The organism is Plantactinospora sp. CA-290183 (assembly GCF_050936375.1).
GTDB lineage: Bacteria > Actinomycetota > Actinomycetes > Mycobacteriales > Micromonosporaceae > Plantactinospora.
This window is the reverse complement of the sequence record NZ_JBNJMX010000001.1, coordinates 461,597-477,457: the sequence shown is the minus strand read 5'-3', so window position 1 is coordinate 477,457 and position 15,861 is coordinate 461,597. Positions and strand designations below refer to the sequence as shown.

General features: G+C 67.4%; 13 protein-coding genes. 8 read left to right on the top strand and 5 right to left on the bottom strand.

The features are described 5' to 3' along the window. Window positions 1-116 precede the first annotated feature (116 nt). From ACQEUR_RS02265 to ACQEUR_RS02235, 7 genes are all read left to right on the top strand, one after another. Window positions 117-1,133, top strand: a complete 1,017-nt coding sequence (locus ACQEUR_RS02265; protein WP_433024508.1) for an SMODS domain-containing nucleotidyltransferase — start codon at window positions 117-119, stop codon at window positions 1,131-1,133. Then, window positions 1,118-1,630 (top strand): hypothetical protein, encoded by a 513-nt coding sequence (locus tag ACQEUR_RS02260; protein WP_433024506.1) that lies wholly within the window; start codon window positions 1,118-1,120, stop codon window positions 1,628-1,630. Before ACQEUR_RS02265 ends, ACQEUR_RS02260 begins: the two co-directional genes overlap by 16 nt. Beyond that, window positions 1,615-2,220, top strand: a complete 606-nt coding sequence (locus ACQEUR_RS02255) for a hypothetical protein (protein ID WP_433024504.1) — start codon at window positions 1,615-1,617, stop codon at window positions 2,218-2,220. The genes ACQEUR_RS02260 and ACQEUR_RS02255 overlap by 16 nt, the downstream gene beginning before the upstream one ends. Before the next feature lie 387 nt (window positions 2,221-2,607). Continuing rightward, on the top strand, window positions 2,608-3,609 hold the full coding sequence (locus ACQEUR_RS02250; RefSeq protein ID WP_433024502.1) for a DUF6907 domain-containing protein: 1,002 nt from the start codon (window positions 2,608-2,610) through the stop codon (window positions 3,607-3,609). A 352-nt stretch (window positions 3,610-3,961) separates the two neighbouring features. After that, the gene (locus tag ACQEUR_RS02245; protein WP_433024500.1) at window positions 3,962-4,252 is read left to right on the top strand and encodes an IS110 family transposase; all 291 of its coding nucleotides are present in this window, start codon (window positions 3,962-3,964) and stop codon (window positions 4,250-4,252) included. Window positions 4,253-4,639: 387 nt separating this feature from the next. Continuing rightward, window positions 4,640-5,827 (top strand): hypothetical protein, encoded by a 1,188-nt coding sequence (locus ACQEUR_RS02240; protein ID WP_433024498.1) that lies wholly within the window; start codon window positions 4,640-4,642, stop codon window positions 5,825-5,827. Between the two features lie 33 nt (window positions 5,828-5,860). Then, on the top strand, window positions 5,861-6,736 hold the full coding sequence (locus ACQEUR_RS02235) for a DMT family transporter (protein WP_433024496.1): 876 nt from the start codon (window positions 5,861-5,863) through the stop codon (window positions 6,734-6,736). Between the two features lie 332 nt (window positions 6,737-7,068). Here the strand turns inward: ACQEUR_RS02235 and ACQEUR_RS02230 are convergent, their stop codons facing one another. From ACQEUR_RS02230 to ACQEUR_RS02215, 4 genes are all read right to left on the bottom strand, one after another. Further along, window positions 7,069-7,524: a SitI3 family protein gene (locus ACQEUR_RS02230; protein WP_433024494.1), complete on the bottom strand. Its 456-nt coding sequence runs from the start codon at window positions 7,522-7,524 to the stop codon at window positions 7,069-7,071. A gap of 187 nt (window positions 7,525-7,711) precedes the next feature. Further along, complete coding sequence (locus ACQEUR_RS02225; RefSeq protein WP_433024492.1) at window positions 7,712-8,218, bottom strand: hypothetical protein; 507 nt, start codon at window positions 8,216-8,218, stop codon at window positions 7,712-7,714. 289 nt (window positions 8,219-8,507) lie between these two features. Then, complete coding sequence (locus ACQEUR_RS02220) at window positions 8,508-9,494, bottom strand: serine hydrolase domain-containing protein (RefSeq protein ID WP_433024491.1); 987 nt, start codon at window positions 9,492-9,494, stop codon at window positions 8,508-8,510. Window positions 9,495-10,194: 700 nt separating this feature from the next. Beyond that, on the bottom strand, window positions 10,195-13,845 hold the full coding sequence (locus ACQEUR_RS02215; RefSeq protein ID WP_433024490.1) for a hypothetical protein: 3,651 nt from the start codon (window positions 13,843-13,845) through the stop codon (window positions 10,195-10,197). Window positions 13,846-14,039: 194 nt separating this feature from the next. On the opposite strand from ACQEUR_RS02215, the gene ACQEUR_RS02210 reads away from it, so the two are divergent. After that, window positions 14,040-14,996 (top strand): hypothetical protein, encoded by a 957-nt coding sequence (locus tag ACQEUR_RS02210; protein WP_433024488.1) that lies wholly within the window; start codon window positions 14,040-14,042, stop codon window positions 14,994-14,996. A gap of 234 nt (window positions 14,997-15,230) precedes the next feature. Here the strand turns inward: ACQEUR_RS02210 and ACQEUR_RS02205 are convergent, their stop codons facing one another. Continuing rightward, entirely contained in the window at window positions 15,231-15,608 is a 378-nt protein-coding gene (locus ACQEUR_RS02205) for a hypothetical protein (protein WP_433024486.1), read from the bottom strand. Between the last annotated feature and the right edge of the window lie 253 nt (window positions 15,609-15,861).

The following is a 15,861-nucleotide window of genomic DNA, read 5'->3' as shown; positions in this document are numbered from 1 at the left end:
AAAATTAAGTAAGATCGGAAGGGATGAAGCCGGAGGGTTGGCCGCACGGTGCGGTCAGGTCTTGCCGGCTACGACGACACCGCCACGGACCGGCGGGTCAGAACGGATGTGTATAGATGGCACCACGAACCACAGGGGAGGCGTTCGGCGAGTTCGACGCCGCGCTGAACCTCGATCGGCGCGAACGGGAGCAGGCTCAGCGCCGTCACCAGGAGGTCACCGAGGTTTTGACGGAGGCGGGCATCGCCTCGTCGACCTTCTTGCAGGGCAGCTTCGCCCGCAAGACGATGCTCAAGCCGCTCAAGGACGTCGACATGGTCGTCCTGCTGGCCGAGGATCACCGGCAACGGTGGTTCGGCGCAGGTAAGGGTGGCCCGGCCGCCTCGATGGCGGCGATCCGCCAGGTGGTCGCCGCTCGTTGGCCCGACGCCCGTTTTGACGAGGACAAGCAGCCTGCCCACGCGCTGCAGGTCATGTTCGCGGACTGCGCCTTCACGTTCGACCTGGTGCCGGCCTTCGAGGACTACGACACCGTGGAGGGCGTGTTCATCGCCGACCGTGACCTCGACCGGTGGGAGTGGTCGAACACCCGCACCCTGCGGCGGGTGATCACTGAACGCAACCTGGCCACCGTCGGCGCCTTCGTTCACCAGGTCCGAATGGGCAAGTCGTTCAAGACCAACCAGCCCACGCTGGAGAAGTTGTGCGGCCTGGTCATCGAGTCCCTGTGGTACGCGGCGATCACGACGAGGATGTCCCACGCCACCGCCACGGTCACCGCACTCGACCACGCGGCCGAGGCGGTCATGGGCAACGTGTACGACCCGACTGGCGTGGACAACCTCGCCAAGGACTGGACACCGGGCGAGAGGTCCCAGTTCAGTCAGACGTTCAGCATCGCGGCCAAGCGTGGCCGCGAGGCGCAGCGGCTCGCCGCCGACGGCGAACATCAGGCCGCGATCGATATCTGGCACACGGTGTTCGGTGAGCCGTTCCCCGCCCCGGCCGCCCAGCCCGCCGCGCAGGCGCTGACCGCACTGAGCGCGGGCAGCATCACCTCCACCGGCCGGGCCGTGACCTCGCAGCGTGGCACCCAGACCAACCGGCCGGCGAGGTCATGGCGTACCCGGTGACGGCGGTTCTGCAGGATCCCGCCGCGGCGGCCGACCACCTCCTGCGCCACGCCGACGTGTTCGGCGTGGCGCAGGCCACCGGCCACACCACCGCGCTGGGCGCCGCCCGCCTCGAACTGACCCTGCTACCACTTCCCGCCTTCGCCACCGACGGCTACCCAGTCGAGCAGATCAGGCTGGTCATCCTGCCGCCCGGCGAACGCGTGCACGCCTACCCGCGCACCGGCAGCAGCCGTCCCTTCAAGCACCGCAACCCACAGCTTCGGGATCTCTGCCTGCAGTACAACCGCGACGACCCCGCGCTGCGGTGGCTCCCGGAAGATGGACTAGAGCCCCTGGTCACACTCGTACACCGGCATCTGATCTTCGAGGAGGCATGGCGGCGCAGTCGTGAATGGCCGTGCGAGGATGCTCCCCACGGCGACGACCGGCAGGCTCCACACCGAATCGTCACGACCGCGATGCGAAAGGAACTCGGCCGTTGGTCACGGACCTAACGACGCTCGCGCAAGCCGCAGATCCCGCCACCACCCAGCCACCCACCATCACCATCGCCCTGGCCGTCCTCGGCTCCAGCGTGGTCGCCGGCCTGATCAGCATCATCCTCGGCAACACCCGCGCGAATGCCACGGCACGCCGAGAACGCTACGCCCAAGCCGTGCGCACCCTCGTCGCCTGGGCCGAATACCCCTACCGCATCCGCCGCCGGACCAGCGACGACGCCTCCACCCTCACCGCCCTAGCAGACCGTGGCCACACCCTGCAGGAACAACTCGCCGAATCCCGCGCATGGATCGCCGCCGAGAGCCGCGCCATGAGCGAGGTGTTCGACGCCTGCCTCGCCGACATCAACCCCCTGGTCGGACCCGCCTGCGCGATTGCCTGGCAGCAGCCACCCATCACCAAGAGCGCCGAGATGCTGCTCGGCGACTTCGGCCCTCGCGGAATCAACGCCATCGTCGCGCGCATGGAGTGCGCGATCATCTACCGCTTCGGGCTGCGCCGCCTGATGTGGCGCCGGTGGGTACTGCGCAGGCTCCGCCACCGGGCCTGCCTGCCCGTGACATCCCCGACCGCGGCCGAATAGGTCGCGGCGAGGTTGTCGCAGACGGCATGACTGCGGTGCGCACGGTGTAGGCGATGACCTGTGCTGCCGAAGCCTCCGGGCAAACACGGCTGAGCCGCACAAGGCGTCCGCTTCCGCTGGTGCGCCCGACAGGACACTGGCTCACCGCGCGTGATGCGACATGCCGTGCCGTGAAAGGAGCCCACCATCCCAATGGCCCTACAGCCGAACGTCCCCCACCTCGCTAATCCCGCCGCCGACCAGTCGAGCCCGCCTCGGCGTCGAACTGCGCCCAACTCTGGGGTGAGCAACGAACCCGGACGGTCCACGCCGCCGTCGGAGCAGGCGGTCGCGCCGGACGCGACGGCAGGGGCTGCCGCCCCAGGCACGGTAGATCCAGTGTGGTGTGTGCAGGGCCATTTCGAAGACGACCGGCGCGTAGATCGCCGCCACCAAGGCGACCGGGTCGAAATGCGGCTGTCGCTGGCCGACGCTGTTGACCTTGGCGAACGCGCGCCCCGCCTGCACCGGCGGGTGCCGGCGGCATTGGTCATCCGGCTTGTGCAGCACCTTGATGAGATTCACCCTGCGATCACCCTGTACCGCGATCCCACTGCCACCGACGCTTGGGTGAGATGCGCAGCGGCGGAGGCAGAACACCTCGCTGACCTGCTCGTCCGCGCTGCTGAACTCGCAGAAGTGCCGATGCCACCCGAACCCGCGTCGGGCGGCCCGTTCTGGCAGGACACCGCATGCCCTTCCTGGTGCGGCAGTAGTCACCTACCCGAGGACGCCTACGAGGACCGCACGCATTTCGGCGACCTGCTTTCCGCCGGTGGAACCCTGATCGACCTGCTGCTCGAGACGGCCGCCGAGGGGTGCCCGGAGCAACTTGAGGTCACGGTCGCTCAGCACTACCGCTCCACCAGGGCGCGCGTGCATGTCATCAAGTCCGAGCAGGCCGAGTTGCGGCTCACCCCGGCTGAGGCCCGTACCCTCGCCGCGCACCTGCTCAAGCTCGTCCAGACCGCAGGTCTAACCGCAGCAACGACGTGGCCATGGAAGCCCATCGAGGGCGTGACCGTCGGTGGCGATCCGGCCTTCCCCTGCCCTCACCGTCTCCCGTGGTGCAGTGGCCACAACAAGACTGAGATCACCGAGTATCGCCAACTGGGCAACCACCTTCTGCACAGCGGCCCCATCACCAGCGTTCCCTACACCACCGCCGGCAGGCCCGGCAGCATCGACATCACCATCAGCAGCCTCACCGACGGCGCGCAGCCCTTCGCCTACCTGCAACTCCTCGGCGGAGACGGCGGCGCCGAACTCGACGCCACCAGCATCGACCAGACCATCACCGCCCTGCAATTCACCAAGAAGTTCCTCCTCGAAGCCCAGCCAGGCACCTGACAAGTAGGCGCGCGCGTAGCCGGTGGGGAGCGGTAATGGCTGTGTGTGGTCCGCCGAAAATGTGGCTGACGATCGATGTGCCAACCGCTCCCCGCCCCGCGCCCACGCACCAGTTGAACGCGACGAGCCGGCGGGTAGAAAGCTCATGTCCAGGAAGCGGTGGGCATGGCCGCAAAGGTTTCGCCGAGATGTTGGCTGACGGTAGGAGATGCCAACCCGCTGCTTCGTTCGTCTGTAGATCCGGTAGACCGCTGATGGAGACTCGCGACACGGTTCGCAGCTGAGAAGGTGCCGGCAGTCCGAATCCGCAGACGAGGGCCACCTCCAGAATTAACCCCTGAAGGAGCGCCCGGTGACGAAGTTGTGGATCGGTGTGGATATCGGCAAGGCCCACTATCATGTGGCCGCCGTCGACGGTGACGGCCGGTTGGTCTACTCCCAGCGCGTCGCCAACGACGGGGCCGCCCTGCTCACTGTCATGGCCGAGGTCTCGGCCGTCGGTCGGCGAGTCTGCTGGGCGGTGGACATCACCACCGGTCTGTCCGCGTTGCTACGGACCCTGCTGCGGCGGCGCCAGGTCCAAGTCCGCTACGTCTCCGGCGCCGTCGCTCCACATGGCGGCGGCGTTCGCCGGACCATATGAGGGTCCGGATCCCCGCTGTCGAGAACCGATATCGACTGACACACAGCCAACAACATCCAAATCGATAGGGAGGCGGTCGCTGGAACCAACAGTGCCTGTGTCGACACGAATGGTCGACCACGGCTGCAGGGATCCCGTTGAATCGGCTTCTCCACGCCGGACGGGGAGAAGCCGATGATCGGGCTTTCGTCAGCGTCGATGCCGTCGTAAGTTCCTGGTCAGTGATGACCGGCGGCGAGTGGGAGGTGCCCGTGCCAAGGAGCGCGTAGTTACCAACAGGAGGCCGAGCAGCTTCGTGCTCAGGGCTACACCTACGGGCAGATTGCTGCGCACTGGAAGGAGCGCTACGACTTCAACTCCAGGGTGGCGTTCCGCCTGGCGCACGGGATGACCCAGTCCGAGGTGGCCCAGCGCTGGAACGAGCTTTGGCCGGAATCTGATGCGCCGAAGACGGCAAAGCAGATCTCGTACTGGGAGATCTGGCCCGGATCGGCCGGCAGGGCGCCTTCGCTGGACACGCTGAACAAGCTTGCCTACCTGTACCGTTGCAGCGCTGGCGAGTTGCTGGACGGCGAAGACTACAGCCATCTGGACACCGTTGGTCAGGCCACCAGCTTCGCCATCGGCGACCGCCCGCCATCGTTAGTGACGGCTGGCCTCACCAGAAGCGGGCAGATCACCAGGATCACGGATGCCGTTATCGAGGACTTCGAGTTGTTGACGGATACCTACCGGCACCTTGACTACCGAGAGGGAGCGAGCAGGGTCAGTGCCCAGGTGGCCACGCATCTACGGACCATGTTGGAGGTCAGCAACCGCACCACCACCAGCCTGGCGCATCGCCGCCTACTGCGTGCCGCCGGCGACGCCGCGCAGTTGGCTGGCTGGCTCGCCATCGACGCACAGAGCTATGGCCAGGCCGAAGGCTACAGCCGGCTCGCAATCTCGCTGGCGGAGAAAGCGAATGACCGCGCACTGCATGCCTACAGTCTCGGTGTGATCGGCTACATACACCTACATGCCAGGAACGGCAGGGCCGCACTCGACGTCCTCGACACCGCCCAGGAGTTGGCCGGTCGAGGCGTGCCGGCCGCGGTTAGGTCCTGGCTGCGCGAAGCCGCTGGCGAGGCGTACGGGTTTCTGGGCCAGCCCCGACCTGGCCTGGCAGCCCTCGCTGAGGCGGAACGGGTCTTTGACTGCGTCGACGCGACGAGCGTTCCGGTGTGGTTGGGCTTCTACAGCGCCGGCTGCCACGCGGCGCGGCTGAAGGGCAGGTGTCTCACGCGCCTGCGGCAGCCGAAGGACGCCGTCCGCGCGCTGTACGAGGCACTCGCTCTCCTACCGGCCACGTTCGTTCGCGAGCGCTCGGGAACCCTCATCGATCTCGCCGTCGCATATGTGCAGATGCGCCAGGTCGAACATGCCTGCGATGCGGCGAGCCAGGCCGACACTCTCGCCCGGCGCACCGGGTCGGAGCGGAACCGGAAGCGCCTCCGCGAGCTGTTGGCCGATCTCATGCCGTGGGCCACCGCCGACTGCGTTCAGAACCTCTACCGCCAGGTCCTGCTTAACTAGAGACGTGCTGACGGCCTTCCGCTCGAGTGACCGGTGAACCGAAGGACATGGGCGGAACTCGTCGTCCTCGCCGCTCTGTGGGGCGCGGTCTACCCGCTAATCGAACTCGCGCTACGTGAACTCTCACCGACCGTCGTCGTGCTGGGACGGGTACTGCTCGCCTGTCTCCTCCTGGTTCCGCTCGCTGTCCGCCGCGACGCGCTGACAGACCTCTGGCGGCGGCCGCGGCCGATCATCGAGACGGTCCTGGTCCAGTCGACCATCCCGCTGCTCCTGCTGACCTACGGGCAACGCTACGTGCCCGCCGGCATCGCCGGAATCCTCGTCGGGGCGCAGCCGTTGTTCGTCGCGATGCTCGCCTACCGGTACGCCCCCGACGAGCGTCCCCAGGGATGGCGAGGGGCAATCGGTCTCGCCGTCGGGTTCATCGGACTCGTGCTGCTGTTCGGGGTCGATCTTCGAGGCGGTGGGCTCGCCCTACTCGGCGGCGCCCTCGTACTGGTCGCGGCGTTGTGCTACGCCGCCGGTGCCGTCATGATCCACCGTCGTCACGCGACCGCTCCGCCGCTCGGCGTAGCCACCTCCGCGATGCTCGTGACCGGCGCGGCGACGGTCCCGCCCGCCGCGCTGACACTGCCTGGGCACCTTCCGGGGGTGGGTGTACTGGTGGCCATGGGCATCCTGGGCGTCGCCTGCACCGGGATGACCCTCGTGCTCTTCTACACCCTGATCGCCCGTACCGGGCCGGCACGCGCGGCACTCGCCTTCTACCTATCGCCGGCCTTCGCCGTCGCGTTCGGCATCGCGTTCCTCAGCGAGCAGCTCACGCTGACCTCCGTCGTCGGGCTGGGAGCGATCGTTGTGGGTTGCCTGTTGGCAGCTCACCGGGCGGAGTCCGCACCCGCATAGCTCACACCCGCCGCAACTCCTTTCCGACAGGGATGCCCGACGGTGTAGTTGGCGGTGGGAGCTTCCTCGAGTTCGCCGGAATCCTGGTCCATGGCCTGGTCGACACGGCCGATCGGTTGCCGATTATCCGAGCCGAGCCAGCGTGTTCGTCGCCTGCCGAGGCAGGGGACCCCCTCGCCTACGGACGGGAGATGCGGCGCCGGGTGCGAGGCACCTTCCGTGAATGCGGCCCACATCGCGTGTCTGATGGTTCCAGCCGCTTGCGAACCAATCGAGGATCGATTAGGGGGTAGACAGAGTTCTGGGGTCTCGCTGTGTTCGCTTGTTCGGGGTTAACCAGGAACGATCTCGTTGACGAAGCCGTGGTGGTCCCACCACAATGCCCGGCTGTGCTTGCGGAGCGTGCCGGCGAGGCGGGTCAACAGCAGCGCGTCACCGTTCAGGATCAGGGCGGCGTCCGCGGTGTGGCTGATGAGTAGGCGGGACACGGCGTTCAACATGTTGCGGACGCCTGCGTTGACGTCGCCTTCCTTGGCCATCCGGAAGGTTACGTTGAGGTATGTGTCGGGTTCCCACTCCCAACTCGCGCCGTTGTCGTCGGCCTCGTAGTAGCCGTTGCGGCCGTGTCGCACGGCCAGGATGAATCCCCGCTGGTCCAGCAGGTCGGCGCTGAGGAGCCCCTGCTTCTCAGCTGGCGTGGGCCGGTCGGTGGGATCGGGCATCGCGGACTCGGCTATCTGGTCCAGGGGGATATCGCCGGCCATCGTCAACCGGTATTCGATAGCCATGTGTTCAGCCTTCCCGACGATGCCAGCCCGGCCCCTGGTCCAGTTGAACTTATGTCGCTGCCAGCGCTCACGCCAGTGTTGAAACTCGCCACTCTAGCTGTACTGACCAATACTGATCCTGACGCGCCGAGTTGGGCGCTCCGCTGAATGTGCGACGCGGGCAGCGCGGTGGCCGGCGTCGTGGCGGTCAGATGCGCTCGTCAGTGCTCCTGGCGCGTAGCCGGTGCTGCAGCGCCGCTTCGATGACCTCGGGTAGGCCGAACCATCCTGCTGCCGTGAGTAGTCGGTGTCGTGGGTTGTGGCGATACGACCCTGCCACGGGCTGTCCGTCGCGGACCTCGATCTCGCCGATGATGTCATCGGGCGGCACCCGCCCGCTCGGATCGCCTATCCGTCCATCGAGCAGGTAGACGTGGCCGGTGCCCTGCACCGCCGCTTGGCGCCGAACGCCGTCGCACCGGTCGATGTTCTCGAAGATGACCCTCGACAGCAGGCGAAGGAACGCGCCGTTCTCCCGAACATCGGCCACCGCCAGCCTGTGCGAGTCGGCGCCCTCACGGACGACCGCCATCACCGCCTCCGAATTCAGTCCGCGCCGGACCACCCAGTCAGCCTCCAGCAACGACAGGACCTCGCGCTCACCGCCACCGAAGTCCAGCCGGTAGCGGAACACCTGACGATCATGGCCGGCCACGCCCACAACCTACTTCCGGAACACGAACCAATCCTGCAGGCGCGAGGCCCGCCCTGGCTATCTCTGGCCGCCTCTGATTACGCGACGCCACCGTCAGCCGGAGCCGTCACGTTCCGTGGCCGGCCTCAGTGTCGGTCGACGTCCGGATCTGCCGATGACCGGATGTCGATCGGGTGCCGTGACGCGGGTGCCTTTCCGGCGAACGCAGAAGCTGTCCCAACCGCACGTGTGAGCTGACGTCCGGCCAGATGTGCGCCCTGCCGATGGGCTGACCGGCGGGCGCGGTGCCTCAAGCCATCGCGGGAAGGATGACCCGTTCCAGCACCGTGAGCGGGGTCCGCCACTGGTCGGGGTCGTCGTAGTTGCCGGCGGTGATGGCCGCGGTGAGGTCTAGGTGGGGCAGGACGAACAGGCGCTGGCCGCCGTTGCCCATGCCGGCCAGCAGTCGATGGCCCTCGATGGATTCGATGTACCACTGGTAGCCGTACTGGGCGCCCCAGCTGGTCTGCAGGCGTGGCTGGAGCATCGTGCGGATCCAGTCGGCGGGGACGACCCGCTGACCGTCCCAGGTTCCCTCGGCCAGCACCAGTTCGCCGAGCCTGGTCAGGTCGCGCGGCGCGAGTCGCAGCCCGGACGCGGCGGAGGCCACTCCGTCCGCGCCGGTCATCCACTCGAAGCTGCCGATGCCCAGCGGCGCGAACAGCACGGCCTGCGCGTACTGCTGCAGCGACTTCCCGGTGCCGTCGGCGATCAGTCGGCCGAGCAGAGCCGTGGCACCGCCGCAGTAGGTCCATTGGGTGCCGGGCGGCTCGAGGATCGGCCGATCCAGGATGTACCGGTATCGGTCCGGTGCCAGCTCCATCGCGATCTCGGCGTTGGCTGGGCTGTTGTACGGGAGATCTTCGCGCCACTCCACGCCCAACGACATTGTCAGCGCGTGCTCGATGGTGAGCCGGGCACGCCGGGGGTCGGCCGCCAGGTCGGGGTACTGCGGGAACCGTGGCAGGAGCGGCTCCGCTGGCGGCGGGACCAGTCCTTCGCCGAGCGCGATGCCGTACAACAGAACGGTCACGCTCTTGGTGACGGACCGGATGTCGTGCAGGACCCCGGGCCCGAACTCGACGACGCCCAGCGAGTCGCCCCAGGCGAAATCTTCGCCGGCCCTGTAGTACTCCAGCACGGTTTGACCGCCGCGAACCGCCGCGACGGCGTGCAGACCGCCGACCTGGCCAGCTTGGAGGATTTGGTCGAGACGGTCACGCAGCTGCGTCGTCATGGGCACTCCGAGGGGGCGATGTCGGCCAGCGGAACAGCATGCTCGTTATAGCGGAATTTCCGCTTCTGGAGCGACCTGGTTGGCAAGAAGCCCAGCCCGGCCCGCCCAGCTGACCGCTGCAGCCATGGTTCAGTCGTGAGAGACGGCCACACGCTGGCGCAGAGCCTCGACGTCGACGTCCAGGACGTGCCGGCCATTTGATGAGATCGCTGTCGACGGTGCGCGGGGTGCTGCCGAGCAGGAGCAGCACAACACGCCACAGCAAGCGGAGCTGCGGCCGCGCATCCGCATCTGCCGCCGACCGGGCGCGGCAACACTGATATATCCGTCACTGTCGGTAGCCGTCGGCGTCCAGATCCGGGAACGTCCGGACGTGCCGAGTTGAGTGCACTCGCTTCTTCGCGCCGGCGGTGGGCGGATCGCCTCAAAACAGTTGCGGCGAGCGTTTCGCGGATTGTGGAAGTTTCAACTTTCACCTGTCGTTCATCGCGGCCAGCTCCAAGCAGCGACGTGCGGCGGCGATGAGCCGTAGAGGGCGGCGCGCTGGGTGTTGCCATTCGCCCGCACGCGCCATTGTTTCAGCCGGTTGAAGCAGCGTTCCAGGACGTTGCGTCGCCGGTTAATCCCCTGTTCGAAGCCTGTTGGGGCACCGCCTAGGACATCGAGGTCTCCGGTGGCTACAACCTCTAAAGGCCGCTGTTCAGGCGACCGTGACGCTGATCTGGGACTTGGTGCGGCGCCGGGACAACTTCGACAGCCGTCCCTCCTGCTTGAGCCGGGTGAGGACCCGGAGATGATGGGTGTCGTCCGGGAAGGTCGGCGATGCGGCAGGGGTGGCCAGATCAACGTACGGGCTCCCGAGGTTCGCGAAGACGGCGATGATCTGGTCCGTCGAGATGGCGTTCCCGAGCTGGTCGACCAGCGGGACCACCAGCGCCGCGTCGCGGGTCACCCGGGCGATCCGCTCCAGCTGGGCGGCGCTCGGCGGCACCTGGGCCGTCGCGGCGAAACGCCCGGCGGCCCGCATCGCGTCGCGATGGTCGGTCGGGACGAACTCGTCCAGCCGGGACAGGACGGTCTGCCGGACCGTCTGGCTGATCGAGGCGCTGCCCAGCAACCGGGCCGTCATGTCCTCGTCGAGCAGGGCGGGCGTGACGAAGTCGGCGAACTTCGCCGAGCATTCGATGCCGTGCCGCAGTGTCTCCCAGTCGGTGGTGGCGAACCGCTGGAACAGTTCGGCGGTGTCGTCGCAGATCTGGTGGCGGAGCAGCTCGCCGAGCAGGGAGCCGTCCTCCGGCTCCACGCGACTCGCAGTGATCGATTCGGTCAGGGCGAGCGTGGCGACCAGAGCGGCACGGGTCTCGGGAGCGGGGATCGTCTCTCGGCTGCGAAGGATAGTCACCGCGACCTGCGTCTTGTGCTCGGCGAGCCGATCCGGCTCTCCTGCGGGAGCGGTGATCGCGCCCGCGTCAACGAGCAGACCGGCCAGATCGGCGTCGATTCCGCCGGCCTGCTCGATGTAAGCGGCGGTGTTGGTCACCGTCACCGGGATCCGCCGGGAGCGCGCCAGCGCGGGCCAGACCTCCTCGGGTACCTCGGCGAGACGGTCGATCCGGCACTCCGCCGCTGCGGCACGGCAGGCCCGCTCCGCCAGGCTGGTCTCCCAACCGGCGATCTCTGTGAGGATGTCCGCGAAGGTGCCGGGATTCGTGACCGTCACCGTGGTGGGCCCATCATTTTCGACCGCGGCGAGGTAGGCGGCGGGATTGGCGACGCAGTAGCCGTAGACGGTGGGATCGATCGCCCGGACGGTGTCCAGGCTCAGGACCGGCGGATTGTGCAGCGCGCTGCGCAGGTTCCCCGCGGTGAGGGTGTACATGCTGTCGACGACGACCATTGCATGTACGCCGTGCTCGAGAACGGTTAGATCGTCGATCACTACCCGAGCCTGCCGCAGCAGCGCGACCGCGTTGCGTGCCGGCTGCTCGTCGATGGGCCGGGTAAGGCAGGTCAGGCGGGCGTAGTTGTCTCGGAGGTAGGTCGTTACCTGCTCCTCGATCTGCCGATCGAGGCTCGGGCCGGCGTGCGCGACTCCCTCGTCGACCAGGTTGAGCCGGCGTTCGGGCTGCAGGTCCGGGACCTGCAGGATCCGGCTCAGGATCGGCGGCCACGTGCCGGACAGCCGCCGGACCGCCTCCACGCCGTGTGCTCCGCCGCTGAGGTAGGCCTGGAGAAAGGCGCGCTCGGCCGGGCCGTCGATCTCGGCAAGGCGGTCGAGGACGGTCCGGGCGCCGGGGTGCTGATTCGCCAGCAGGTAGTCCAGTATCTCGAGGTTGTAGGCGCTGTTCAGGTCGAGGAAGTCCGCCTTCGTCTCCCGCAGGACGCTGGCGATGTCGTCCGATCCGTCGAAGGCGTAGTACGTGTCGGGGATGTTGGGCTGCACGTGCTGAACGATGAAGTTCATGGCGCGGATGGAGACGCGCTCGCCGTAGTACTGGGCGACGTAGAGGGCGAAGTTCTGGTCGATGAAACCGCGGCGGATCAGGTCGCGGGCGACCTCGGAGCGGATCGTCTCCCCCAGGAGCGTCTCGAAGGTGATCTCCGCGGTGTCGCGGGCGAGGGTGAAGGCGGGGTTCGCGGCGAGGTCGGCGAAGTCGCCCTTCCGCAGCGCCTCGATGTCGGCGATCGCCTTCCCGCGTTCGGCCTCCAACGCCTGACGTTCGCGGGAGTCCCAGTCGTCCAGGTCGAGTTCGGCCCGGAACAGTTCACGGATGTCGCCGATCGGGATGGCAACGGTCCCTGGCGTGTTGTAGTGGTAGGTGAAGTTCGCGGTCGGTCCGTTTCCGTCGGCGATGAGCATCCGCCAGAATCGGGCAGTCCCAGCCTCTGCAGGAGTGAAGGTTTCGGCGCCGATTGTGTAGCCCGTAAGGGTGTAGCGAGGATTGTTGCCGGAGCGCCCGATGACTTCGGCATGCCAGTTCAAACGCTCGGCGAAGCGCTCGGGCTTGTCCCGCAGAACGTCGGCCAGTGCCTCGGAGCCGGCGAGCTCGCTTAGGCGGTCGCGCCGCCTCGCGATGGACTGCTTCACCAGATCGCGGCTGAGTTTGTAGAGCTTGTCGAGGTCGCTGCGGCCCAGCGAGACCTGCTCGAAGTCGGCCAAGTGGACGTTCTTGTAGACCATCATCGCGAAGACCGAGTCGGCGCGCAGATGGGGCACACCGTGCTTCGCGGTGATCAGGCGGGCGGCGAACACGGCGTACTCGTTGCGGATGTTCTTCAGCAGCCGCATGTCGCTGATGTGCCGCGCGACCAGGTCGACCAGGTCGGGTGTCACCGGGACGAGCGCCGGGCCGGCCAGCAGCTTGGAGAGCAGGTCACGTGACGTGCGGTGGGTGATGAACGGAACCACCGGCACGACCAGGTCGAAGAACTTCGTGCGGTTCGCCCGCACCGACTCGGCGGAGGCGCCGTCGTCCATCTGCCTGGTGTCGTTGCCCAGCCGCTCGAAGATGCTGTCCTTGAGCGCGTAGACGAACCGGATCGTTCGGCCTCGCGCCGCGTGCGAGGTGTTGAGCAGGGTGTTCAGCTCGCGCAACGCCTCGAAGATGTGCGGGTCGTCGAACCGGTCGAGGTCCTCGAAGACGACGACGTCGAACCTCGTCGACTCGAAAAAGTAAACGATCTCGTCGAGGTGTTTGTCGAAGTAGCTGACCTCTTTTGCCTCGAGCGCGACGGTGGCCCCGGCGGCGGACACCGAAGAGACCACCCGGTTGTGGACGACCTGCCGGATCCACGTCAGCACGGCCACCATTAGCAGCCCGAACAGCAGGACCGCCCCGGCCCGCACCGGCCACGGGTGGTCCTTGGTGGCGCCGGCCAGGCGCGGGAAGCGGCCGAGGAGGAACAGGATCAGCGCGACCACCGCGACCTGCGTCGTGGCGAAGGCGACGGCCCGGCGGAAGCTCGGCTTGTCGATGCGTCGGAAGTGCGAGCGGGGCAGCGCCCGCTGCGGCTGGCTGTGCAGCAGTTGCTTGACGAGCTCCTTTTCGATCCGGTTGGTGATCGACTTCTCTTCCTCGGAAGGCCCGAGGGTCGACAGAGAGAGGTTGAGGACTCGTCCTGTGTGTTGCTCGGTGAACGCCTTCAGGACGCTCGACTTGCCCGCGCCGTAGCGGCCGGTCAGCGCGATGTTGCGGACGTCCGGTTCCTGCAGGGCGGCGGTCAGCCGTACGACGTACTCCTCATGCTGCTCCGGCTGGAACTGCGGCGTCAGCGGAAGAAGCGCGGCAACACCGCCGGTAGACCTCGACGGGCCGACCCGCCCAGCCTGTCGTCGTTCCCACCAGCGCACGTTTTCCCCTTCCCCAGTGAACAGTCAAGGTTAGGGGAGAGCGCTGGGTCGCCTACGCGCAGTGTCACCGTCGAACGGTGTCTCCTGGGGACTGGCAGCCGCGGTCGCCGGAACGTCGGCGCTGGCCCGCTGACGAGGCACGGTCGGCCGTTTGGCGTAGTCCCGGGAGCGCCCGTGTCCTATACCGTTGCGCGATGCCGATCGATGAGGCGTGCCCGGCGTGCGGCAGCACGTCTCATCGGCTGCGGTCGCCGGGGCTGCGAGAATGCGCCAACGTCATCACGTGGTACGAGCAGGAGACCACGTGGGCAGCGGAGCCCGACATGAACATGCAGATCCATTTCGGCATTCCCGGCCTGCGGCAGGTGCCGATAACCCGTAACGTCCAGAGGTCCCGCGTCTGCGGGCAGGTATACGAGGTGGACACACCGATGTCGGTGGTTGCATGCGCGCTGGGACCTGACGGGAAGTCGTGCGGCGCGTTCGCCGTCGGCCTGTGCTCGGACTGCTCGCGGCCGGTGTGCCGCCACCACGGCTCGTTTTTCGATGACCGCCTGCTATGCGACGGCTGCCGCTCGTCCATCGTGGCCGAACGGCGAGATGCGGACGCGCAACGCCAGGCCGAGGCGGCCCAGGCCGCCCGCGACCAAGCGGAGGCCGAGCGAGCTCGCGCCCAGGCCGAACGCGACCGGCAGGCCGCCGAGACGGCTGCCTACAACCGCCTGCCCGCGATGACCGAAGCGGACTGGGTCGCCTTCCTGCACGACAACGCCCAGTTCGAAGGCGCCCATGACCGGCCGCTCTACCAGGGCCGACGCCCGGCAACCCTGTCAATTCCGGAGGCGGCCGCAATCTTCGCTGCCGCCGACTTCGAGACGTGCGAGGTCGCGGTCGGCGGCCGCACCATCTTCGGCATTTACGTCCGCAAGTACGAACGCGGCTGGCTCGTCGGCGAGGGAACTCACGAGCACTACGTCCGCGGCGACACGATGCAGGCGTCGATCTGGCTGATCGTCCTGGAGAGCGGCGTCCTGATCGGGGCACCCAAGAGGGATCGGCCGCTGTCTCTCTGGCACGGCGCCGGCTCCTGGCGCCCAACGGCGCAGGCCATGGCCGCCGCGCGACACTACCTGACGGCGCCGCCGCTGTAGGAGAGCCACGGACCGGACGATTACCACAGGTGGGGATGCCCCTTGGCTGGTCGTTGATGCGGGCTCGTACGTCGCCGGGACCTCTTGATCACGTTTCCGCATCTGCCGCCGTCCGTGCGCGTCGACCGCAGACGGAGCCGTCACGCTTCGTGACCGGGCTCAGGTGTCGGTCGACGTCCGGAACTGCCGAGATGAGGATGCCTGCCCCGGTCACCCGCCGTCGGGCACAGGCGCCTAAGTAGACGGATGCGCCGTCCACATGCCAAAGGACACGCCGGTGGGGTCGAGCGCGGTGGCGAACCACCGGTCATCGCCACCCAGCGCCGTACGAAAACGCTCGACCTGACCGCCGCGGGTCTGGACCTCCCGGAGACCCTGCTCAAGGTCGGCAACCTCGACGTACAGTCGGGTACCGGCCTGGGGACGGGTGTTGCCAGCTGAACGCTGAAGTCCTCCGATACTCTTCCCGCCGCTCTTGATGATCCAGTAGTCGGCGGCGAGTTCGGTGTCGGCAAACGCCGGCTCGAAAGCCCAGCCCCACATCGCACCATGGAAACGCTGGAAGACTTCGGGTGCAGGCGTTTCGATCTCCCACCAAACAATCTGTGACATGCACTGAGTATTTCATTGTCCGACTCGATCAACCTGTTGAGCTGGGGTTCGTCGTCGACCATTGCCACGTCGCGAGCGACGTCCGACATCGTTGCCCAGATTCACGAGGCTCGGCGGACAACCATGCTGAGCCATCCGCTCACGCCGCCGACCGGGGTAGTACACGCCACAGGCTCCGTCGCTGCCTGTCAGCCGAGCTCTCGGTCCGTAGCAACGCCTGGTGCTGTCTCGGGCCCTGCTCGTCAGCCATCGG